Consider the following 20,973-nt stretch of genomic DNA (forward strand, 5'->3'; position numbering starts at 1 on the left):
TGGAGTGACCCACCATGTTTATTCACGTTCTGGGCTCCGCCGCAGGCGGTGGCTTTCCCCAGTGGAACTGTAACTGCGCCAACTGCGACGGCTTCCGCAAGGGCACCCTGAACGCCCGGGCCCGTACCCAGTCCTCCATTGCCGTCAGTGAAGACGGCGAGCACTGGATTCTGTTTAACGCGTCCCCCGACATTCGCGCTCAGTTGGCATCCTTCGAAGCGATGCAGCCGGCCCGTGCTCTGCGGGATACCGGTATTGATGCCATTGTGCTGATGGACAGCCAGGTGGACCACACCACCGGCCTGCTATCCCTGCGCGAGGGACTGCCGTTGGACGTCTGGTGTACCGAACAGGTGCATGAAGACCTCAGCGGTGGTTTTCCCCTGTTCACCATGCTCGAGCACTGGAACGGTGGCCTGAACTGGCAGCGCATAGAGGCGTCCGAGCAGACGCGCTTTACCATTCCCTGCGCACCATCCATCGAGCTGACCGCCATTCCGCTGCTGAGCAACGCACCCCCGTATTCACCGCGCCGGGACAACCCACACCCGGGCGATAACATTGGTCTGTTCCTGAAAGACACCCGTACCGGCCAGACTGTGCTCTACGCCCCCGGACTGGGCGAGCCGGATGACTGTATTCTCGGCTGGATGCGCCAGGCCGACGTGCTGCTGGTAGACGGGACCGTCTGGCACGACGACGAGATGATCCGCCAGGAAGTGGGCACCAAGACCGGCCAGGCCATGGGCCATCTGGCCCAGAGCGGCCCGGGCGGCATGATCGAGGTGCTCGATGCCATGCCGGCCAGCCGCAAGATCCTGATACACATTAACAACACCAACCCGATCCTGGATGAGGATTCCCCGGAACGGGCGGAGCTGACCCGCCATGGTATCGAGGTGTCCTGGGACGGAATGCACATCGACCTGTCGGGGCAGCCATGAACGCCAAAGCCAACACCGCCATGAACCGGACGGATTTCGAGCAGGCCCTGCGCGCCAAGGGCCAGTACTACCACATCCACCACCCGTACCATAAAGCCATGTACGGCGGGCAGTGCACGCCCGAACAGATCCGCGGCTGGGTGGCCAATCGGTACTACTACCAGATCAAGATTCCCCAGAAAGACTCCGCCATCATGGCCAACTGCCCGGACGCTGGTGTGCGCCGGCTCTGGCTGCAGCGGATTCTGGACCACGATGGCCACGACGGCGACGTCGGCGGCATTGAGGCATGGCTATCCCTGGCCGAAGCGGTGGGCCTGAGCCGGGAGGAAGTGATTGACCAGCGCCACGTGTTGCCCGGTGTCCGCTTTGCGGTGGACGCCTACCTGAACTTCGCCCGCCGGGCGACCTGGCAGGAGGCGGCCTGTTCGTCCCTGACCGAACTGTTTGCCCCGGAAATCCACCAGTCCCGACTGGACAGCTGGCCTGCCCACTATCCCTGGATTGAGGAGAGCGGCTACAGCTACTTCCGCAAGCGCCTGTCGGAAGCCAGACGAGACGTGGAGCATGGTCTGACCATCACCCTGGACCACTTCACCACCGAGGCCCAGCAGACCCGGGCCCTGGAGATCCTGCAGTTCAAACTGGACATTCTCTGGACCATGCTGGATGCCATGACCATGGCCTACGGCCACCGTACCCCGCCATACCACACCGTGACCGACGACCAGGTCTGGCACCGGGGTCTGTGATGGAGGTGGGTATGCAGGAGATACCAAGATTTCGCCGGGGATTCCGGTTCCAGTGGGAACCGGCCCAGGAAAGTTATGTGTTGCTGTATCCCGAGGGCATGGTAAAGCTCAACGGCAGTGCAGGCGCCATTCTCAACGAGGTGGACGGTCAGCGTAGCGTGGCCGATATTGTGACGAGCCTGGAACAACAGTTCCCGGACGCCGGCCCGCTCGGCAAGGACGTGAGTGAGTTCCTGCAGGACGCCCGGCAACAACACTGGATCGAACTGTCATGAGCTGCACCAACCCCCACAATGCCGGACCGCCCCTGTGGCTGCTGGCGGAATTGACCTATCGCTGCCCGCTGCAATGCCCCTATTGCTCCAATCCGCTGGATTTTGCCCAGACCGAACGGGAACTGACCACCGAGGAGTGGGTGAGTGTGCTTCGACAGGGGCGGAAAATGGGCGCGGCCCAATTAGGCTTCTCCGGGGGCGAACCCCTGGTGCGCCAGGACCTGGCGGAGCTGATCGGCGAGGCGCGGCAACTGGGGTATTACACCAACCTCATTACTTCAGGGCTTGGTCTGACAGAGGCCAAGGTGGATGCTTTTGCCGAGGCTGGATTGGATCATATCCAGGTCAGCTTTCAGGCGTCCGATCCCGAGCTGAACAACGCCGTGGCGGGTTCCCGAAAAGCCTTTGACCAGAAGCTGGCCATGGCCCGGGCGGTGAAGGAAGCCGGCTATCCCATGGTGCTCAATTTCGTGATCCACCGCCACAACATCCACCAGATGAACGACATCATGGATTTGTGCGAGCGCCTGGGGGCGGACTTTGTGGAGCTGGCCACCTGCCAGTATTACGGCTGGGCCTTCGAAAACCGGGAAGGGCTGATGCCTTCCAGGGCGCAACTGGTCAAAGCCGAACAGGAGGTAAACCAGTACCGGGAACGGCTGCAGCAGTCCGGATCGGCCATGAAGCTGATCTTCGTGACGCCGGACTACTACGAAGAACGGCCCAAGGCCTGCATGAATGGCTGGGGCAACCTGTTTCTGACCGTGGCGCCGGATGGCACTGCCCTGCCGTGTCACAGTGCCCGGCTGCTGCCGATTGAATTCCCCAATGTGCGAGACATGGATCTCCAAAACATCTGGTACGACAGCCCGGGATTCAATCACTACCGGGGTGACAGCTGGATGCCGGAGCCCTGTCGTTCCTGCGATGAGAAGCAAAAGGACTTCGGCGGCTGCCGTTGTCAGGCCTATCTTTTGACCGGGAATGCGGATAACGCAGATCCAGTATGCAGCAAATCGTCGTATCATGATCGAATACTGGCAGCCAGGAGAGCTGCGGATCACGCCACGGCCGGCCTGACTGGACTGGTTTACCGAAATGCGGACAATTCAAGGTTATTCTTCAGGGGCTGAAAGCTCTATTTCAGCCTCTACTTTTGCGGGCTTTTCTCACGACAAAGCAGCAATGAGTGCCTATGAGGCCTGCGCAATGCATATCCAGCGCGGGGAATTGGCCGTGTCGTCGGCCGGCGTTTTCTGGTTGCAGACCGATCCGGCCCTGGGCTGCAATACCCTCTGGCATCTCTCCGATCATGGTCCGATCCGTCTTGGCCCCAATCATCTCGGGATCCGCAGCCGGGTCAATGGCTATGGTGGAGGTGCTTTGGCAGCGAACGAGCACGGTGTGTTTGTGGTGGGTGAGGACCAGCAAATAAGGTTCATCGGCCATGCTGGAGACGAATGCACCCGCCTGACCAATGACCCTGAGGCGGCCTATGGCGGTCTGGTGGCCGATGAAGCCCGTCAGCGAGTGCTGGCTGTGCGGGAAGCGAACGGCCAGCAGCAACTGGTGGCTGTCTCCATGCAGGGCGAACGAGAGGTACTTCACTCCGGCCAGGACTTTTACAGTGCACCGGCCCTTTCCGCCGATGGCCAAAGGTTGGCCTGGGTGAGTTGGCAGCTTCCGGATATGCCCTGGTTGCGCACCCGACTGTGGACGGCAAACGTGTCTGATGATGGAGCGCTGGGTCAATGCCGGGAATGGCCAACGCCCTCTGACGCTTCGGTTCAGCAGCCGGTGTTTGATGGCAATGAGCTTTGGGCAATGTCTGACCACGAGGGCTGGTGGCAACCCTGGCGTATCGATACTTCGGTCGAGGGCGGATGGCACGCCAGCGAATCTTCGGCCCGGGATCATGCAAACGCACCCTGGCAATTAGGCGAATCTCACCACTGCCCGACCGGCAAGGGCAACTGGGCGAGGGTCCGCTTCTGCAACAGCACCGGCGAGCTCTGGCTCAGCCGGGGAGATACGGGTGAGGACCTGCGGGTGGCGCGGGACTTCGGGGACTTCCGTTGCCTTCAGTCGACCAGCGGCTACGTTTACTGCATCGGGCGGTCTGCGAGCCGTCTGGACACAGTTCTCATGATTGATGTCGAGACCGGCCAGACCCATACCATTGCCGGCGGCGAGGAAGCCATGCCGGGCGCCCGTGCGGCGCTGCCACTCGATATCGAGGTTCCGGCACTGCACGCCGGTGAAGCGCCTATCCATGGCTTTTTCTACACTCCGAAACTTGCCTCGCCGGATCTGCCGCCGCTGATTCTGGTAGCCCACGGCGGCCCGACATCTGCGGCTTATCCGGTGTTCAATCCCCAGATTCAGTATTGGTGTCAGCGGGGATTTGCTGTCGCCGAAATCAACTACCGTGGCAGTACCGGCTTTGGTCGTGATTTCCGGCTGGCGCTGGAAGGTCGGTGGGGTGAAGTGGATGTCGCGGATATGGAGCGGGCGGCAGATCATCTCGCGTCTTTTGGCCTGGTCGATGGCAGCCGAGTGTTTATCCAGGGGCGAAGCTCCGGGGGGTACACGGCACTGATGGCCATGATCCGGAGCCAACGTTTTACTGCCGGAGCAAGTATGTTCGGCGTGACAGATCCGATGCGTTTGCGAGCCATGACCCATCGCTTTGAATCCGGTTATCTGGATTGGCTATTGGGCACGCCGGAAGCGTATCCGGAGCGGTGGCGGGATCGCACGCCGCTGTACCACGCTGACCGGATTTCCGCGCCCGTGATCTTTTTCCAGGGCGGGCAGGACAAGGTTGTGGTACCAGAACAGACCCGTGCCATGACAGACGCCATGAAAGCGGCCGGCCAGGCGCCTGAACTGCATTGGTTTGAGGATGAGGGGCACGGGTTTCGGCGTCAGGAGAACCTGGCCGGCATGCTCGAATGGATGTTCAGTTTCTACCGAAAGCATAGCCAAAAGGCCAATGATCAGGCGGAGAACTTGAGTTAAACTCTCGGCTATTCTTATAACAACAAGCGGTCGAGTGCAGTCTGATGAGTCACGATATATCCAGCTTGCGAAAGTTTGTGTCACCGGAAATTGTGTTTGGTGCCGGCTCCCGGAAGTCCGTGGCCAACTTCGCCAGTAATTTCGGTGCCCGGCATGTGTTTCTGGTGTCCGATCCCGGCGTGGCGGCCGCTGGCTGGGTCAATGAAATCGTAACGCTGCTGACCGATGCGGGTATCCGCTCGACCGTTTACACCGGCGTATCACCTAACCCCAAGGTGGATGAGGTGATGACCGGGGCCGAACTCTATAAATCCAGTGAATGCGATGTCATCGTCGCCATCGGCGGCGGCAGCCCCATGGATTGCGCCAAGGGTATCGGTATTGTCGCGACCCACGGTCGCAGCATCCTCGAGTTCGAGGGCGTGGACACCATCACCAATCCGTCGCCGCCCCTGATACTGATTCCGACCACGGCGGGCACTTCAGCGGATGTTTCCCAGTTCGCGATCATTTCTGACCCCAACCGGCGGTTCAAGTTCTCGATCATCAGCAAGGCGGTTGTGCCAGATGTATCCTTGATCGATCCGGAAGTCACCGAGACCATGGACGCCTACCTCACCGCCTGTACCGGGGTGGATGCCCTGGTGCACGCCATTGAGGCCTATGTGTCCACCGGCAGCGGCCCGCTGACGGACACCCACGCGCTTGAAGCGATCCGCCTGATCAACCGGAATCTGGAGCCATTGGTGGACAACACCGCTGATCCGTATCTGCGGGAGCAGATCATGCTGGCGTCCATGCAGGCCGGGCTGGCATTCTCCAATGCCATTCTCGGGGCCGTACACGCCATGTCCCACAGCCTGGGCGGGTTCCTGGATTTGCCCCATGGCCTGTGTAACGCGCTGCTCCTGGAGCACGTGGTGGCTTACAACTTCCAGTCTGCCGAGGACCGTTTCCGGCGGGTCGCAGAGGCTATGGATATTGATACCCGTGGTATGGCCAAACCGGAAATCAAGAAGCGACTAATGAACCGCATTGTGGAACTCAAACGTCGGGTTGGACTTGAAGCACGGCTGGCCCAGCTTGGTGTTTCGGTATCCGACATACCGCATTTGTCCGGATTTGCCCTGCAGGACCCCTGTATTCTCACCAACCCCCGTAAGTCATCGCTGCGGGATGTCCAGGTTGTCTATGAAGAAGCCCTCTGACATCAAGGACGGCGAAAACGACAGCGGCTACGGAATTGGCGATCTTCTGGGGCTGGGCAGCCAGTCTGTCCGTAAGAACTATTACCCCGCTCTGCAGGAACGCATTGACGAGCTGGAGCAGGAACGTAACCGCTACAAGTGGTTGTTCGAGAATGCCCTGCACGGAATCTTCCAGGCCAACCTGCGAGGCGGATTTCTGGCTTGTAATCCCGCCATGGCCAGAATCTGCGGTTATGACAGCCCCGAGGCGCTCACGGACAAGGTCATCCGGCTCCGGGAACAGCTTTTCTGCAGTTCCAGTGAGTTCGATGCCATACGTCAGGAGCTCCTCGACGAGGGTAGCCTGAGTGCCCGGGAAACCCGCTTCCAGCGTGCTGATCGCACGCCGGTCCACGTTGCGGTCACCCTGTTGAGGCGCCCGGACCTTGGTCCGGAAGTGGTGGAAGCTTTCGTGGCGGACATCACGGAACGAGTGTTGGCCCGGCAAAAGCTGGAGCAATTGAACGCCACCCTGGAGCGGCGCGTCGAAGAGCGGACTGAAGAGCTGCAGAATGCCAACGTGGGTCTTCGTTACCAGATTGAGGAGCGCGAGAAGGTTGAGCGCGAGCTCTTTGTTGCCATGGAGGCGGCAAAAGAGGCCAACCGCAGCAAGGACAAGTACCTTGCCGCGGCCAGCCATGACCTGCTCCAGCCCCTGAACGCCGCCCGTCTAATGATCTCCGCGCTTCAAGACAGCACGCTCCCCGAGCAGGAAACCCGCATGGTTCACCAGGTTCATCGGGCTCTGGAGGGCGCGGAAGACCTACTTGCAGACCTGCTCGATATTTCCAAGCTTGACCAACAGGCAATGAAGCCGGACCTGGTTTATACCGATGTGGCCACCCTGGCCAAATCCCTTGGAGAGGAGTTCGAGGCCGTTGCCAGCAATGCCGGCCTCGGGTTCCGGGTTCGGACCATTCCGGCGATGGTACGAACGGATCAGCGCATGCTCATCCGTATCCTCCGAAACCTGCTCAGCAATGCCTTCCGCTACACCCGCAAGGGTGGAGTTGTCATGGCTTTGAGATCTCGGGGCGACCGTCTGAGAATTGAAGTCTGGGACACAGGTGTCGGAATCGAGGAGGACAAGCTGAGAGACATATTTACCGAGTTTCACCAGCTGTTGCCTCAGGGTACTGGCGGCCGTCAGGGTGTCGGTCTCGGTCTGGCCATCGTGGAACGGATGGTCCGGGTACTCGGATACGATATAGATGTGGCCTCAAGGCCCGGCCGTGGTTCCCGGTTCGTACTGACCCTGCCGCTGGAACCCGCCCAGGCCAGCCCGGATCTGGGTCGCGCCGATTCGCTGAACAATTTCGCCGATGGATTTGACGGCGTGCCGGTGCTGGTCATCGACAACGAGCCGGCGGTACTTGAGAGCATGCAGTTGCTGCTTGAGAAGTGGGGCTGTGAGGTACTGACGGCCGCCAGCAAAGCCGAAGCTGTAGAGACTCTCGAGCAAACCGGGCGGATTCCTGCGATCATTCTCGCTGATTACCACCTGAACAATGAGCGAACCGGATACGATGCCGTGCACGGTGTTCGTCGCTTCATTGGCAGGGATATTCCTGCCGCCATCATCACTGCAGATCGCAGCGACGACACCCGCAAGATACTGCGCGCCCAGTACCTGCCAATCCTGAACAAGCCGGTGAAACCCAACCGGCTCAGGGCCCTGATGACCAGCCTGCTGACTTCTGCCCCGGCCTGACAGCTCCTGTAAGACGTTCTTACATACAGCCCAAACCCCTTCGCGAAATACTCCCTCAACCGGTTTTCGACACCGGCAGGTTTCAGAACATCTGAGGGAGTAACAGATGAAAATAACAACGTTTGGCCGGAAAACTGGCTATGGACACGGGCTTTGGTCACTGGCGTTTGTCGGCATGGCGCTGCTGGCCGGCTGTGGTGGCGGAGGTGGAGACACCGAGGTTTCGAGCCCTTCCGATTTCGAACCACCTGCGGAGCCCGTGAATATCGGCGGCGATGCCGAACTTTACGATCCTGATCGGCTGATAAACGTGTCGGTCACCATGAGCCCTGCCGATTTCAGCCAACTGAAATCGGAAGCCCGCACCCTGGCCAGCACCGACCGGGAATGTGTCCCCGAGTTCGACTACACGGAATTTTCCGCCAGTGTCACCATCGACGGTGACCGCATGGACCGGGTGATTGTGCGCAAGAAAGGCTACATGGGTTCGCTGAGCCCCAGCATTCCCTCTCTCAAGCTCGATTTTGACGATCTCTGGCCTGGCCGCACCTATCAGAATATGACCCGGATGACCCTGAACAATAACCGTCAGGACCCCTCCAATGCCCGCCAGTGCCTGGCCTATGACCAGTTCCGCCAGGCCGGGCTCGCCGCGCCGAAATGCAACTACGCCAGGGTGTCGGTGAATGGGCAGGATCTGGGTGTGTTTACCAATGTCGAATCCATCAAGAAGCCGTTTCTGGCACGGGCATTCGGCGACGACGATGGCAACCAGTACGAGGCCCAGACGGCGGATTTCGGCACCTGGCTGAGCCAGCGTTTCGAGAAGAAAACCAACGAAAAAGAGAACGACCGTACTGACCTGCAGGCCGTTACCGATGCTCTGGCCTTGCCCGATGAGCAGATGGTGAATGTATTGCCGCAGCTGGTGGATGTGGATGAATTTATCCGGTTCTGGGCGGTGGAAACACTGTTGGGCGCCTGGGATTCCGCCACGGGTAACGCCAACAACTTCCACATCTACCGGGACCCCGCAGACGGCCTGTTCCATTTTATTCCCTGGGGTGCCGATACGGCATTCCGTGGCGCGCATCCCCTCAAGCCCCTGACGGGGGTGCTCTATCGCAATTTCTCGCTGGCCGACCGGTTGTTCAATATTCCCGAGTACCGGGCGCGCTATGAGGCCGAGCTCGAAGACCTGCTGGCCACCCAGTGGGACGAAACCGCATTACTGGCGGAAGTGGAGCGGATTCGCGAACTTACGGGAACCACCGCGGACGCGGCAGCCAGCCTGAAAACCTTTATCAACGGCCGCGGTGAGCCCGGCGATGGCGACTACCGGCCAGCGCGCAGGGCCGTCATTGAACAGGCCATCGCCGAAGAAACGCCCACCGGGGAAGTATATCGGCTTTCGGATACAGAGCCTGACTGCGGTGCCCCGGCGACAACCAGCCTGACCGGCACCATCAAGTCCGAGGACGGTGCCGACACAGGTGCCTTCCGCTTTACGCTGCCGGGAGGTCGGGCGGTGAACGCGAGCCTGACGTTTGCCGCCTTCGAGGTGGACAGCCTGGTTTACTCGGTTGATCGAGAATCAAAACCGGCGGTGATCAGCCTCCTGCTGATTGGCGCGGATATCAACGACAACTTCACACCCTATGTGCTGCAACTGTTTATCGAGGCATCCGACTACGTGCCCGGTACCCATCAGTTCCACGGCTTTGCCACGAACGCTCTGCTGTTCGAAGTGGACGAAAGCCAGCCCGGCGATGTGCGTACCCTGGCCCTGGGGGCAGAAGGCAGTATTGCTATCACCCGAGCAGGCACCGGCGCCAGTGAGGGCGACGTGGAACTGACCCTGGATGCCACCCTGGAATACGATTCGGGCATCCAATGAACATGGCCGTCACCGGCCCGCGGGAAGGGTTCCGCGGGCACAGCCTGGCTGATCAGATGCAGGCCCGTTTGATTGACCGGGTCGACACCAAGTTCCTGGTGCCGGTCCACCTGCTGGATGCTTGCCTGCGTGGATTGGAGCACCACTACTCCATGTTGGAGATCGACGGCAACCGGCGATTCACCTACGACACCCTGTATTTCGACACCCCCGGACGTCAGCTGTACCTGGATCACCACAACGGCAAATTGAATCGATTCAAACTTCGCATACGGCACTACCGCGAAACCGGGGACAGCTTCCTGGAGGTGAAGAAAAAGAGTAATCGAGAGAGAACCATCAAGAACCGGTTACCGCTCACCCCGCAAACCGTTGCGATCGGCCAGGTGAGCCACTTTCTGGAAGAGCAATTGGGCCTTCCGGTGGCAGGGATGCTGCCGGCTCTTTTTGTTAGCTATCGTCGGATGACCCTGATGAGCCCATTAGGGACTGAGCGCATCACCCTGGATACCGGACTGGCGTTTCATTCGGTCGACCGCCAAAACGGTCTTCGCCTGCCCGACGTTGCGGTTTTCGAGGTCAAGTATGATCGGAAAACCCCCTGTTCTCCCCTGCTTGACCGCCTTGGTCAGCTTGGCTGCCGACCCGTGCAGTTCAGCAAGTACTGTATCGGCACCAGCCTGTTGTTCGGCCACGAATGCAAAACCAATCGCTTCAAACCGCTGTTGAGGAGACTCCATGGAATCTGCAGTTGATTTCCATTTTGTGATCCGGCTCTTGATCAATACGGCCTCGGTGTTCGTGCTGATCCGTTGCTACTACGCCTTTTCCCGCCATCGGGAGAACGCCGCCTCGTTCATTCTGTTCGGCGTCGGTGTTTTTCTGGTGACTGCCTTGTTGCATTCGGTCACCGTCACCATGGGTTTTGCCTTCGGACTCTTCGCTGTCTTCTCTATGCTCCGGTACCGAACCGAGGCGCTGGGCATCAAGGAAATGACCTATCTGTTTCTGGTGATTGCCATGGCCCTGCTGGCGGCGGTTGGCACCATGCACCACCTGGAGCTGGTGTGTCTCAATCTGCTGGTCATTGTCCTGTCGCTGGTGCTTGAGACCCGGGTGCTCCTGCCCAGGCATAGCGAGAGGGAGGTAGAGTACGAAAAGATCGAGAACGTCCATCGGGACCGTCGGGAACTGCTCATTGCCGACCTTCGTGATCGCACCGGTCTGGATGTGTTCCGGGTGGATGTGGTGTCGGTCAGCTACCTGCGGGATACCGCCCTGTTGCGCATGCACTTTCGACAGGAGCCCGATCATGTTCGCTGAGCTGAAATGGGCATTGCTGGTTATCGGTCTGACCCTGGCGTTTAGCCTGCAACCCCTGCTTGTTATGGCGTCACCGCTGGAAGCCGAACTGGGTGGTTATGTTGCCGCCGGTGTCGACCATTACGGTGCGTTTTATGACGAGGATGGCGAGCGCAGCACCACCCGGGGCGTACTGCGCAATGCGAAGCTTGAACTGGAACTGAGTTGGGGAAAGCGCTGGGAGGCAGAGCTGGACGGCAGCTACAAGATCGAAGCCGACAAGAAAGAGCTGGATCTTGGTGATGCCTACCTTGTTTACGATGGCCCGAGCCGGTTCGAAGCCCAGGTGGGGCGCTTCAAAGAACCTTTCGGCCTGGAGCGCCTCGCAAGCTACACCAACCTGAACACCAGCGAGCGTTCGCTGGTGAGTTCGGCGTTCGCACCCGGGCGATCTACCGGTATTGTGGCGGGGCAGTATCGCAATCGAGGCACCTGGTCACTGGGTCTGTTTACCGATGAACCCGATGGCGGCGCCACTCACGCCGTAACCGCGAGACTGACCCGTGCCCCTGTTCGTTCAGAGACCCAGACCGTGCATCTTGGCACGGCGGTCTCCTACCGTGACCTCGGCGACAGCCGTTTCCAGATCAAGGATGAGGGGGAGGTGTTCAGCGCCGATAATGTCATCCGCAGCCCGAGATTCGAAGCCCGTGATGCCTGGCTTGCAGGTCTTGAAGCCGCCTGGCTGTATAATCGCCTGACCCTCGTGGCGGAAGCCATGGCCCAGAACGTGCGGCGAACCGACGGGTCACGCTGGCAGTTCGCTGGCGCTTACCTTCAGGCCGGTGTGTTCCTGACTGACGATCAACGCTATTACAGCCGCGGAGAGTTTGACCGGATTGAGCCCCGGCATCGGGCGGGCGCCCTGGAACTGGTCGCCCGGCACAGTGCGGTAGACCTGCGAGACAGGAACCTGGGGGCCGAGGCGAGCGTAACGTTACTGGGTTTTGCCTGGTACCTGGGCGAGGTGTTCCAGCTGCGCCTCAACTATCTGATACCGGATATCCGCGGCAATACCTTGATGGCCGCGCCGGACGGAGACGCCGTTACCCTCCGCGCCGTGCTGCGGTTTTAGGCAGCGTGAGGGTTACCTCTGTCCATTGCCCGGGCTCGCTGGTAATCCACATGCTGCCCTTGTGATGTCGCATGATGGTCTGGCAGATGCTCAGGCCCAGCCCCAGGTTGTCCGGTGTATCGCTGGTGGAATAGAACGGATCAGCGAGGCGCTTGATATCCTCCGGCGCGATGCCCTGGCCGTTGTCCCGGATTTGGATGCGATGCGCGGTGTCGGTGCTTTCGGCGGTTATCTCGATTTTGCCGTGCCCGTTGCTGTTGCTGACTGCTGAGGCACCGTTTAGCAGCAGGTTCACGAACACCTGGGTCAGCGCCGATGGGTAGCAGGGAAGCAGGGTCCCGTCCGGAATGTCCAAGTGAAGCTCCACGCCTCTCAGTTGATGCCGGCAAAACCCGGTTGCGGTGGCCACCAGTTTGCGCAGATCGGCTGTTTCCAGATTGTGTTCCGGCACGGGACGAGAAAATTCGATCAGGTCAGAGACAATATCGGCGATGCGTTTCTGGTGCGTGCTGGCGTCCGTCAGGGCATCTGCCACTTCGGAATCCCGGTTTACCGAACTTGCAAAATCCACCGCCTGGCTGGCGCAGTTCAGCGGGTTCATGATTTCGTGCAAAAGTCCTTTCGCCATATGGCTCAGAGCCTGTTGTTTCTGCTCCTGGGCCAGTCTCTCTTCCGTGATTTTCAGGGTCTCCAAGGTGCGGGACAGCTGGCGGTTCCGGTCGCGCAGCAGGAACTGGAGAGCCAGCAGATTGCGCAGAAACTGCGACAGGAACCACGCCGACAGGGGCGCGACGACAAGGCACATCAGAATCAGCCAGTTGGTCAGAATGCCGATCAGGGTTTCGGCCACCTCGTGGCTGTCTACCGCCAAAAACGTGCAAAGTACCAGCAGTGACAGGTTAATCAGGATAATCAGGCTGGTGTGCAGCAGAGACAGGGTAATGATGCCCACGGAGCTGATAAAAAAGAACAGCCCCACGATGGGAGCGAGAGTCGCACCTGTTGTGATGTACCCCAGGTAGCTGAACACGGCCATGTTGAAAAATACCAGGTAGACGATCATCGGCGCGGACCGGCGCAGGCGCGTGAACCGGTGAGCGGCAATCAGGCCGGTCAGGATCGCTGTGTAGATCAGGTAGGTGCCGAAAATATCCGGTGCGTCCGGGTTCAGCGCCAGCCCGCCCAGGAACAGCAGGGTGCCGATGAAGGCAATGACCAGGTAAACGTCAGCGAACAGCGGCAGCACCCGGTAGCGATACTGGGTGTGGTAGAAGCGCTCGAAGCGCCGCTGGCGCCAGGCGGGCAGTTGGCGGATCTGATCGATGCCGGAAAGCAGTTTCACTCGGCGGCTCCGTGTTGGTGTCGTTGCATGAACAGTATCAGCTCGGGCAGGCGTTCGAAGCCGAGCTTCACGAATATCCGATCCTTGTAGGAGTGCACTGTTTTGCAGGACACGCCAAGCCGGCCGGCAATGTCCCGTACCGGAAGCCGGCTGGCCATTAGCTGCGCCACTTCCCGTTCCCGTCCGGACAGGCCCTGGTATGCGAGCATGGCCGCCGGTTCGGGCTGCTGCCTCCAATTGCCGATATAAACCTGCCCGTTTCGAATGTAGAACAGGGTCTTGATCAACTCCTGAATTGGCTGGTCCTTGGACACTACGGCCTTGATGCCCGCTTCCAGATAGATTGCCATTCGCCCGTTGCTGACCGGTGTGTCTGAAATCAGCAATACCGAGAGAGAAGGGTTCATCGTCAGTGCATGCTCGGCGATGGTCAGCCCGTCGTTGTCCTGGAGGTTTTCTTCAATCAACAGCACCGTCGGCCTGGCCGCCTGCAGGTGATTGAGGGTTGCAACGCCGGTCTCGGATTCGCCGACCAGTTCGACCTCGCTGTCCAGCAGGATCTGGAACAGCAGGCTGTCACGGAGCAGGCGTTGCCCGATGGTGACGTACAGCCTGAGTCTGCGCTGGCCCGCCACCATCAGTCGGCCCTGGCCGGCAGTCGCAGGCTGACCCAGAGACTCTGGTCGCCCCCGTCGGTATCGATGTCGCCTGCCAGCAGCCGGCTACTTACGAACAGCATCAGCAGGGCGGTTTGCTGTTCCAATAATGGGCGTGAAAGCCGGGTAATGGGCGCTAGCAGGTGGCTGTACATATGAAACGCATTTGGGTTGGTTACAGTGAGGTGGTCCCCGGCCTGAGTGATCTCCAAAGCAGTGGCCTTCAGGCCCGACGCATTCAGAAGCGTTGCCAGTGAATGGCAGAGCATCATAAGTGGTGTTTGTGTTTCGCTCGCGGCGGCGGGGTTGTCCAATGCGTCGGTCAGGGCCCTTGCAAAGGCTCGTCTGGTCAGGGGGTTGGGTGGTGCGTCTAGTTCCAGGTTGTCCAACTGCCGGCCCACCAACCCGACAAAGTCTCGCATCAGATCATGCTCCAGGGCGGTTTCCCGGCTCGCCCGCAGGTGAGGCGGCTGGGCCGGAAGCGTGCGGATGCTTGTCAGGGCGTCCAGAAAATCGGCGGTTGTCGGTTCGCCGGTAACACTGTCCACTCTGTCAGACAGGTGTTCGAGCAGCCGGGCATGTCGTTGTTGGCGCAGTTCCGCAAACTGTTGCTCGGCCATTGAGCGGGAGCTGTCCCGTGTTGCAACCAGGGCACGATGATGGGCCAGTGCCTTGCGGAAAAGGTTCAACAGTTCATCGGCGCGCCAGGGTTTTCTCTGGTACCTGAAAATCCGGCCTTCGTTCACCGCATCCATCGCCACATCCACTTCGCCCCAGGCCGACGTGAGAATACGGACAATGGTCGGATGCGACTGTCGGAGTTCGTCCAGCAGTTCTTTGCCGTGCATCCCGGGCATTCTCTGGTCGGTCATCACCACGGCAACATTGCCGTCATCCCGGAGGGTAAGCAGGGCTTCCTCGGCACTGATGGCGCTCAGCACCCGGAACTCGGTCTGCATGTGCGCCAGCTGCCTCGACAGGTAACGGGTGGCAGTCGGTTCGTCATCCACAATCAGAATCGCCGGGCTGGGGCCCTCCGGGGCCTCTCCGGTATCCGGAGCGAATGATTGCGCTTCCCGGGTTAGGGCGGCGGCCAACACGTGAGACCGGATGACATCCAGATCGACTGGTTGTTCGAAACAGCGATCGATCAACTGATCATCAAGCAGCGTCACCAGGAGGTTCAGGGCAATGGCATCCCCGATCAGTATCTTCAGGATCCCGGGGTAGCGGTCACGGACCTCTGATAGCAGGGACGATTCCAGGTGACCATCAGGCTGGTCAGGCATCAGTACGATGGCGGCCGGTAGTGTGGAAGCCGAGGCGAGGTGATCGAGGGCAGTCTGATCAGAGGCGAATGCCTGAATCGCGAAATCGTCGCCAAACAGGGTTTCGAAATGCTGCCGTTCCTGGTCATCGTCATATCGGAGAAGGATCTCCGCCACTGCGCTGGTAGCCATTGTTGTGCGGGGGCCTGCTGATGGGTTTTGGAAGAGACTAGCAACGGCAGAGAATTAGTGGTGTAGGAAATTCCTACAAATGGGGCCTGTCCAATGTTGGAAGCGTTGTTCTGTGACGGCCTTGGCACTATGGCCTGTTTCAAAGTCAGGAGCGACTACACTTATCACAGGTTTATCGAAAGGGAGATAACCATGACAGTTCCGGAAAATGGTCTGACGAACCACGAAGTGACAGTCTGTCTGGCTGGCGGTGCCGTTCTGGGGCCGTTCAATGCCACCTGGAGCAAGGATTCCGGGGGCGATGTGCGTGAACTGGTCCGCGAATACGACGCCTTCCTGCAGGGTGAAAAGCAGCACCGCTACAAGTTCCATCTGCATGATACCTACACAAACACGGTTCATACCCTGATCCTGAATTTTGAACAGGTTACGGGCATCTGCGACCATATTCGGCTCAGGTCCCAGGGCGGCGGTTGAGCCAGGGCCGGCCCTGGAGCGTACACGCCCAAAGCCACGAAAAAATGGACGGACAGGAGGGAATATGAGCGAATTCAGAACGGAAACGGACAGCCTCGGAGACGTCCAGGTACCTGCGGATGCGCTCTGGGGCGCGCAAACCCAGCGCGCCGTGGAGAATTTCCCGGTCAGTGGTCAGCCAATGCCCCAGGCATTCATTGCCGCAGTTGCGCAGATCAAGCGGGCAGCCGCAGAAGCCAACACCAGCCTGGGTCTGCTGGATAACGATCTGAGGGATGCCATTGCCCAGGCCTGTGAGGATATTGTGAAAGGCGAGTACGCCGATCAGTTTCCCGTGGACCGCTACCAGACCGGCTCCGGCACCAGTACCAACATGAATGTGAATGAGGTGATCGCCAGCATTGCCCGCAATGCAGGTTTCGAGGTGCACCCGAACGATCATGTGAACATGAGCCAGAGCTCGAACGATGTGATTCCGACGGCCATCCACGTGAGTGCAGTGATTGCGGCCAAGGAGAAGCTGCTGCCGGCGCTGTCGCATCTGTGCGGTGTGATCTACGAACAGGAGGCGGCATTCTCCAGCCAGGTGAAGACTGGTCGAACCCACCTGATGGATGCCATGCCGGTGACGCTGGGCCAGGAGCTGAAGACCTGGCGCGAACAGCTTCTGGCCGTTGAAAAGCGGGTAGAGGCCGCCGCTGATGAACTGTTGGCGGTACCCCAGGGCGGTACGGCAGTGGGTACCGGAATCAATGCGCTGCCGGAATTTTCCGGTCAGTTCGTCAAGTTCCTGCGGGCCAATACCGGTTATCCGTTTACGTCGCTCGATCACAAGTTTATCGGCCAGAGCGCGGTGGACGCCCCGGTGGCGCTGTCGGCGCAGCTGCGCGGTGCAGCCATTGTGCTCACCAAGATCGCCAATGATCTGCGCTGGATGAACAGTGGTCCGATTCACGGTCTGGCTGAAATCAGTCTTCCGGCATTGCAGCCGGGGAGCAGCATCATGCCGGGCAAGGTCAATCCGGTGATCCCGGAATCCGTTGCCATGGTGGGCGCCCAGGTGATGGGGCTGGATAGCGCTGTGGCCATCGCCGGCCAGTCCGGTAATTTCCAGCTCAACGTGATGCTGCCCCTGGTGGGTGGGAACCTGCTGGATATGACCGATTTGCTCTCCAACGCGGCCATCATGCTGGCAGACAAAGCGATCAGGGACTTTACGGTCAATGCCGACAACCTCAATGCAGGGGTGGGCAAGAACCCGGTGCTGGTAACCGCGCTGAACCCGGAAATCGGTTACAGCCTGGCGGCAGACATCGCCAAAGAGGCCTACAAGACGGGGCGTCCGGTCATTGATGTGGCGGAGGAGCGCAGCGGCCTCAGCCGGGAACGGCTTGAGGAGTTGATGGACCCGCTCAAGCTGACCCGGGGCGGGATTGCCTGATCGGCCGTTTCAGAGAGGCGCAAACGCTTGCTGATCGTCCTGGAGCTGTTTTTGATGCTGGTGCTGGCCAACGGTACACCGGTGGTCGCTGCCGGATTGTTGAAAAGCCGCTGGTCAGCGCCGGTTGATGGCGGAAGACTCTGGTCCGATGGCCGGCCTGTCTTCGGTGAAAGCAAAACCTGGCGGGGAGTGGTTTCCGGCGCACTCGCCTGTGCGGTGTTTGCGCTGTTTACCGGTCTGGGGTTCCTTTTCGGGCTTCTGTTCGGCCTGCTCGGGCTGGCCGGAGATATGCTGAGCAGTTTTATCAAGCGCCGGCGGGGGCTGGCCTCCAGTGCCCGGGCCATCGGTCTGGATCAGATTCCTGAAGCACTCCTGCCTATGTTGCTGGCCATGTGGTGGCTGCCGGTGAGTTTCTGGGTGGTGCTGATTGTGGTGGTGCTTTTTACCCTGTCCAACATTTTCGGTTCACCGCTGCTGTACCGCCTCGGTATCCGTCGGCAGCCTCATTAATCCGGCCCACGGGTCAGAGTGTGAAGGGTGACTTCCGGTGGACAGTTAAGCCGAACATTGACAACAGACGTGCCCGAACCGGGGGAGGTATAGCCCTGCATACCGTTCATTCGCCAGTAGCCTCGTCCGAGTGTTCGCGGGCAGTCAGAATCCAGGGTCACCGGTATGCCACCGGGCAGGCAGATCTGCCCGCCGTGGGTGTGACCACAAAGAAAGACGTCATAGCCCGCGTGGGCGGCCTCGCGCCAGATCTCCGGCGTGTGGCTGAGCAGAATGCTGGTGCCACCCGCCGGGATCTTGTCACCGGCCTGGTGCAGGTTGTGGACCTTGAAGAAGTGGGCATCGTCGACGCCCGCCAGGTACAGGGTCTGGCCGTCGCGCTCAATGGGTGCCATTTCGTTCATTAACAGCTGGTAGCCCATGTCTTCCAGCGCCGGTACCATGCGAACGCTGTCGTGGTTACCCAGCACGGCGTAGGGTTTGCCCTTTATGCCATCCCGCAGCCTTGCCATGCCGTCCAGGGCGCCCTCGATGGGGCCCCAGGTCAGTTTCCGGTAATCGCCGGTCAACACGCACAGGTCATAGTCCAATGGTTCGATCTGGCGCAGCACCGCCTGCAGGTTGGCTTCGTCCATGTCCACGTGAAGATCGGTCAGGTGCAGAATGCGAAAGCCCTCAAAGGCCTCGGGCAGGCCGGGGAGGTGGAAGCGATTATGCACGGTGTTCAGGCGGCGGCTATTGCTCTGGCCGCGGCCCCAGAGACCAACCATTCGCAGACAGGTGCGTATAAACCCGGGCGCCGTGGCCCAGTTTTCCAGATGGAAGGAGCTGTGGTTCTGCCCGAATACCTTCGCTTCAGCCTCCCGTTCAATGCCGAGTCTCTGGCGGGCGTGAACAGGGCCGAGCCGCAGGCTCAGGCGGTACTCCAGGAGTTCATCCTGGTTTTCCGGTGTGCGAGCCCTTGCCGTCATTTTTCTTCCTTTGTATGCCGAGCGGGGCATGGCCGATATGCAATGTGGCAAACCCTGACTCTCATTATGGATGGCCCTCGAAGGTATGCAACCAAAACGACATAATGTTCATGTTTGATGACATATTGGCAGGCCGGCAGCGCACCTTGGGTTCTTCCATGATGAGTTCGTGAAACGTCGGCGATGGCTCTCGGACAGTGCCTACGGAAAAGTCGTGGCCCTTTGCCAGCTGTTGCCTGGTCCGGCGTCCAGCCAGGTGGGCCTGACCATCGGATTCCTGCGCGGCCATTACCGCGGTGCCTTCGCCGCGTGGCTGGGATTTACCCTGCCATCGGCGCTGATCATGATCAGCTTCGCGCTGGGGTTGAGCGCGTGGCCCGAGGCCGGTAGTGGCGGTTGGATACACGGCCTCAAACTGTTTGTTGTGGCGGTGGTGGCCCAGGCCGTCTGGCAGATGGGGCGAGCCCTGTGTCCGGACCGTCCCCGAATCGCCATGGCTCTGCTCGTTGCTGTGAGTCTCCTCATAATCAGCGAAACCTGGATGCAGATACTGGCCCTGGCCATCGCCGGAGCTGTCGGTTCTGTTATGCAGTTGAGGAGCAGTGCGGCATCCGAACTGCTGCATGTGCCTTTGCAATCCCGGAAGCCCGCGCTTTTTGCCGTGGCTTTTGCGGTCCTGTTGCTGGTTTCTTTCCTGCCACAGGCGACAGGTAGCCTCGGCTGGATCGCTACGGAAATGTACCGGGCCGGCGCGTTGGTGTTTGGTGGCGGGCATGTTGTGCTGCCCTGGTTGCAGGAAGGCTTCGTGGCTTCCGGTGCCATGGCCGCGGACACCTTTCTGGCGGGGTATGGCGTTGCTCAGGCTATGCCGGGGCCGCTGTTCTCTTTCTCTGGATTTCTGGGTGGTTCACAGGCGGGTGCTATCGGTGGTGTTGTCGCCGTTATCGCAGTTTTTCTGCCCGGAACCCTGTTGGTCTTTGCCGGTCTTCCATTGTGGAGCTGGCTTCGCGAGCACCGTCGGGCAAGGTCTGCACTGGCCGGGGTGATCCTGCTGCCTTGAACAGCGTACATATAAGCCGGCTCACGCCGGCGGGTACAAGGGTTGGCAAATCCGCAGGTTTCCAGCCACAATCGGGCCGTTACAGGCAGAAAACGTGAACGCAGAGGTCATCATGACGACATCGTGCAGTATTCCGGGTCTCAACGTTCCGCGCAGCCGCTTTCCCGACCCCGAGCAGGATCTGCCAGCGGCAGAAGGTGAGCAGCGGGTTGTGCTGGCGGGCGGCTGCTTCTGGTGTGTGGAGGCGGTTTTCCTGGCAATGGATGGCGTCACCAGCGTCCAATCCGGTTACGCTGGCGGTCATGCCAGTTCCGCCAATTACGAGGCCGTATGCTCGGGTACTACCGGCCACGCCGAAGTGGTGGATGTCCACTATGATCCTGCCAAGGTCAGTTTTGGCGAGCTGCTCAAGGTATTCTTCTCGGTTGCCCATGATCCCACCCAGTTGAATCGCCAGGGTAATGACCGGGGCACCCAGTACCGCTCGGCGGTATTTTATGAAACGGCGGAACAGCGGCGAGTGGCCGAGGCCTACATCCATCAGCTCAATCAGGCCGGGGTATATCCGGATCCGATAGTAACCACTCTGGAACCGCTCGAAGCGTTTTATCCGGCCGAGGAATATCACCAGAATTTTGCGGCCCGGAACCCCTATCAGCCATACATCATGGCCGTGGCCGCGCCGAAAATGGAAAAGCTCGTAGACAGCTATCCTGACCGCCTGAAGCCGGAATTTACAGACAACGACACAGGCAGTACCGCCTGAGGAGGC

20 protein-coding genes are annotated in these 20,973 nt (G+C 59.9%); 16 read left to right on the top strand and 4 right to left on the bottom strand.

Annotation, left to right across the window (positions count from 1 at the left end; genetic code table 11):
* Positions 1-14: 14 nt before the first annotated feature.
* The 11 genes from pqqB to ABNF92_RS13455 all read left to right on the top strand — a co-directional run bounded on the left by pqqB (position 15) and on the right by ABNF92_RS13455 (position 12,284).
* Positions 15-944 (top strand): pyrroloquinoline quinone biosynthesis protein PqqB, encoded by a 930-nt coding sequence (gene pqqB / locus ABNF92_RS13405; protein ID WP_291908238.1) that lies wholly within the window; start codon positions 15-17, stop codon positions 942-944.
* Positions 941-1,696 carry a pyrroloquinoline-quinone synthase PqqC gene (gene pqqC / locus ABNF92_RS13410; RefSeq protein ID WP_069181957.1) on the top strand — a complete coding sequence of 252 codons (756 nt, stop codon included), beginning with the start codon at positions 941-943 and terminating at the stop codon, positions 1,694-1,696. Before pqqB ends, pqqC begins: the two co-directional genes overlap by 4 nt.
* The gene (pqqD, locus tag ABNF92_RS13415; RefSeq protein WP_349342418.1) at positions 1,693-1,971 is read left to right on the top strand and encodes a pyrroloquinoline quinone biosynthesis peptide chaperone PqqD; all 279 of its coding nucleotides are present in this window, start codon (positions 1,693-1,695) and stop codon (positions 1,969-1,971) included. The genes pqqC and pqqD overlap by 4 nt, the downstream gene beginning before the upstream one ends.
* Positions 1,968-3,104 carry a pyrroloquinoline quinone biosynthesis protein PqqE gene (gene pqqE, locus ABNF92_RS13420; RefSeq protein WP_349342419.1) on the top strand — a complete coding sequence of 379 codons (1,137 nt, stop codon included), beginning with the start codon at positions 1,968-1,970 and terminating at the stop codon, positions 3,102-3,104. The genes pqqD and pqqE overlap by 4 nt, the downstream gene beginning before the upstream one ends.
* 76 nt (positions 3,105-3,180) lie before the next feature.
* Positions 3,181-4,992, top strand: a complete 1,812-nt coding sequence (locus tag ABNF92_RS13425) for a prolyl oligopeptidase family serine peptidase (protein WP_349342420.1) — start codon at positions 3,181-3,183, stop codon at positions 4,990-4,992.
* 44 nt (positions 4,993-5,036) lie between these two features.
* Positions 5,037-6,200, top strand: coding sequence for an alcohol dehydrogenase-like regulatory protein ErcA (gene ercA / locus ABNF92_RS13430; RefSeq protein WP_349342421.1), 1,164 nt, complete (start codon positions 5,037-5,039; stop codon positions 6,198-6,200).
* Positions 6,184-7,950: a NahK/ErcS family hybrid sensor histidine kinase/response regulator gene (locus ABNF92_RS13435; RefSeq protein ID WP_349342422.1), complete on the top strand. Its 1,767-nt coding sequence runs from the start codon at positions 6,184-6,186 to the stop codon at positions 7,948-7,950. The genes ercA and ABNF92_RS13435 overlap by 17 nt, the downstream gene beginning before the upstream one ends.
* Positions 7,951-8,056: 106 nt before the next feature.
* A complete protein-coding gene (locus tag ABNF92_RS13440) occupies positions 8,057-9,847 on the top strand; it encodes a CotH kinase family protein (RefSeq protein ID WP_349342423.1) in 1,791 nt (596 codons plus the stop codon).
* Complete coding sequence (locus ABNF92_RS13445) at positions 9,844-10,602, top strand: polyphosphate polymerase domain-containing protein (protein ID WP_349342424.1); 759 nt, start codon at positions 9,844-9,846, stop codon at positions 10,600-10,602. Before ABNF92_RS13440 ends, ABNF92_RS13445 begins: the two co-directional genes overlap by 4 nt.
* Positions 10,586-11,170, top strand: coding sequence for a DUF4956 domain-containing protein (locus ABNF92_RS13450; protein WP_349342425.1), 585 nt, complete (start codon positions 10,586-10,588; stop codon positions 11,168-11,170). The genes ABNF92_RS13445 and ABNF92_RS13450 overlap by 17 nt, the downstream gene beginning before the upstream one ends.
* Positions 11,160-12,284, top strand: a complete 1,125-nt coding sequence (locus ABNF92_RS13455) for a porin (protein WP_349342426.1) — start codon at positions 11,160-11,162, stop codon at positions 12,282-12,284. Before ABNF92_RS13450 ends, ABNF92_RS13455 begins: the two co-directional genes overlap by 11 nt.
* Here ABNF92_RS13455 and ABNF92_RS13460 read toward each other — a convergent pair.
* From ABNF92_RS13460 to ABNF92_RS13470, 3 genes are read right to left on the bottom strand one after another with little or no spacing between them, the layout of a single operon-like run.
* A complete protein-coding gene (locus ABNF92_RS13460; protein WP_349342427.1) occupies positions 12,256-13,626 on the bottom strand; it encodes a HAMP domain-containing sensor histidine kinase in 1,371 nt (456 codons plus the stop codon). The genes ABNF92_RS13455 and ABNF92_RS13460 overlap by 29 nt on opposite strands.
* The gene (locus tag ABNF92_RS13465; RefSeq protein ID WP_349342428.1) at positions 13,623-14,264 is read right to left on the bottom strand and encodes a LuxR C-terminal-related transcriptional regulator; all 642 of its coding nucleotides are present in this window, start codon (positions 14,262-14,264) and stop codon (positions 13,623-13,625) included. Before ABNF92_RS13465 ends, ABNF92_RS13460 begins: the two co-directional genes overlap by 4 nt.
* Entirely contained in the window at positions 14,264-15,742 is a 1,479-nt protein-coding gene (locus ABNF92_RS13470; RefSeq protein ID WP_349342429.1) for a response regulator, read from the bottom strand. Before ABNF92_RS13470 ends, ABNF92_RS13465 begins: the two co-directional genes overlap by 1 nt.
* A gap of 192 nt (positions 15,743-15,934) precedes the next feature.
* Here ABNF92_RS13470 and ABNF92_RS13475 point away from each other — a divergent pair, with 192 nt between their 5' ends.
* The 3 genes from ABNF92_RS13475 to ABNF92_RS13485 all read left to right on the top strand — a co-directional run bounded on the left by ABNF92_RS13475 (position 15,935) and on the right by ABNF92_RS13485 (position 18,170).
* On the top strand, positions 15,935-16,219 hold the full coding sequence (locus tag ABNF92_RS13475; RefSeq protein ID WP_349342430.1) for a hypothetical protein: 285 nt from the start codon (positions 15,935-15,937) through the stop codon (positions 16,217-16,219).
* A gap of 64 nt (positions 16,220-16,283) precedes the next feature.
* Complete coding sequence (locus ABNF92_RS13480; protein ID WP_069181945.1) at positions 16,284-17,660, top strand: class II fumarate hydratase; 1,377 nt, start codon at positions 16,284-16,286, stop codon at positions 17,658-17,660.
* A 27-nt stretch (positions 17,661-17,687) separates the two neighbouring features.
* On the top strand, positions 17,688-18,170 hold the full coding sequence (locus ABNF92_RS13485) for a CDP-archaeol synthase (RefSeq protein WP_349342431.1): 483 nt from the start codon (positions 17,688-17,690) through the stop codon (positions 18,168-18,170).
* Here ABNF92_RS13485 and ABNF92_RS13490 read toward each other — a convergent pair.
* Complete coding sequence (locus ABNF92_RS13490) at positions 18,167-19,141, bottom strand: metallophosphoesterase (protein WP_349342432.1); 975 nt, start codon at positions 19,139-19,141, stop codon at positions 18,167-18,169. The genes ABNF92_RS13485 and ABNF92_RS13490 overlap by 4 nt on opposite strands.
* Positions 19,142-19,265: 124 nt before the next feature.
* On the opposite strand from ABNF92_RS13490, the gene chrA reads away from it, so the two are divergent.
* Both chrA and msrA read left to right on the top strand, forming a co-directional pair.
* The gene (chrA, locus tag ABNF92_RS13495; protein ID WP_349344094.1) at positions 19,266-20,201 is read left to right on the top strand and encodes a chromate efflux transporter; all 936 of its coding nucleotides are present in this window, start codon (positions 19,266-19,268) and stop codon (positions 20,199-20,201) included.
* A gap of 112 nt (positions 20,202-20,313) precedes the next feature.
* Positions 20,314-20,967 carry a peptide-methionine (S)-S-oxide reductase MsrA gene (msrA, locus tag ABNF92_RS13500; protein ID WP_069182784.1) on the top strand — a complete coding sequence of 218 codons (654 nt, stop codon included), beginning with the start codon at positions 20,314-20,316 and terminating at the stop codon, positions 20,965-20,967.
* Positions 20,968-20,973: the final 6 nt, after the last annotated feature.

This window comes from Marinobacter sp. MMG032 (assembly GCF_040112695.1).
GTDB lineage: Bacteria > Pseudomonadota > Gammaproteobacteria > Pseudomonadales > Oleiphilaceae > Marinobacter > Marinobacter salsuginis.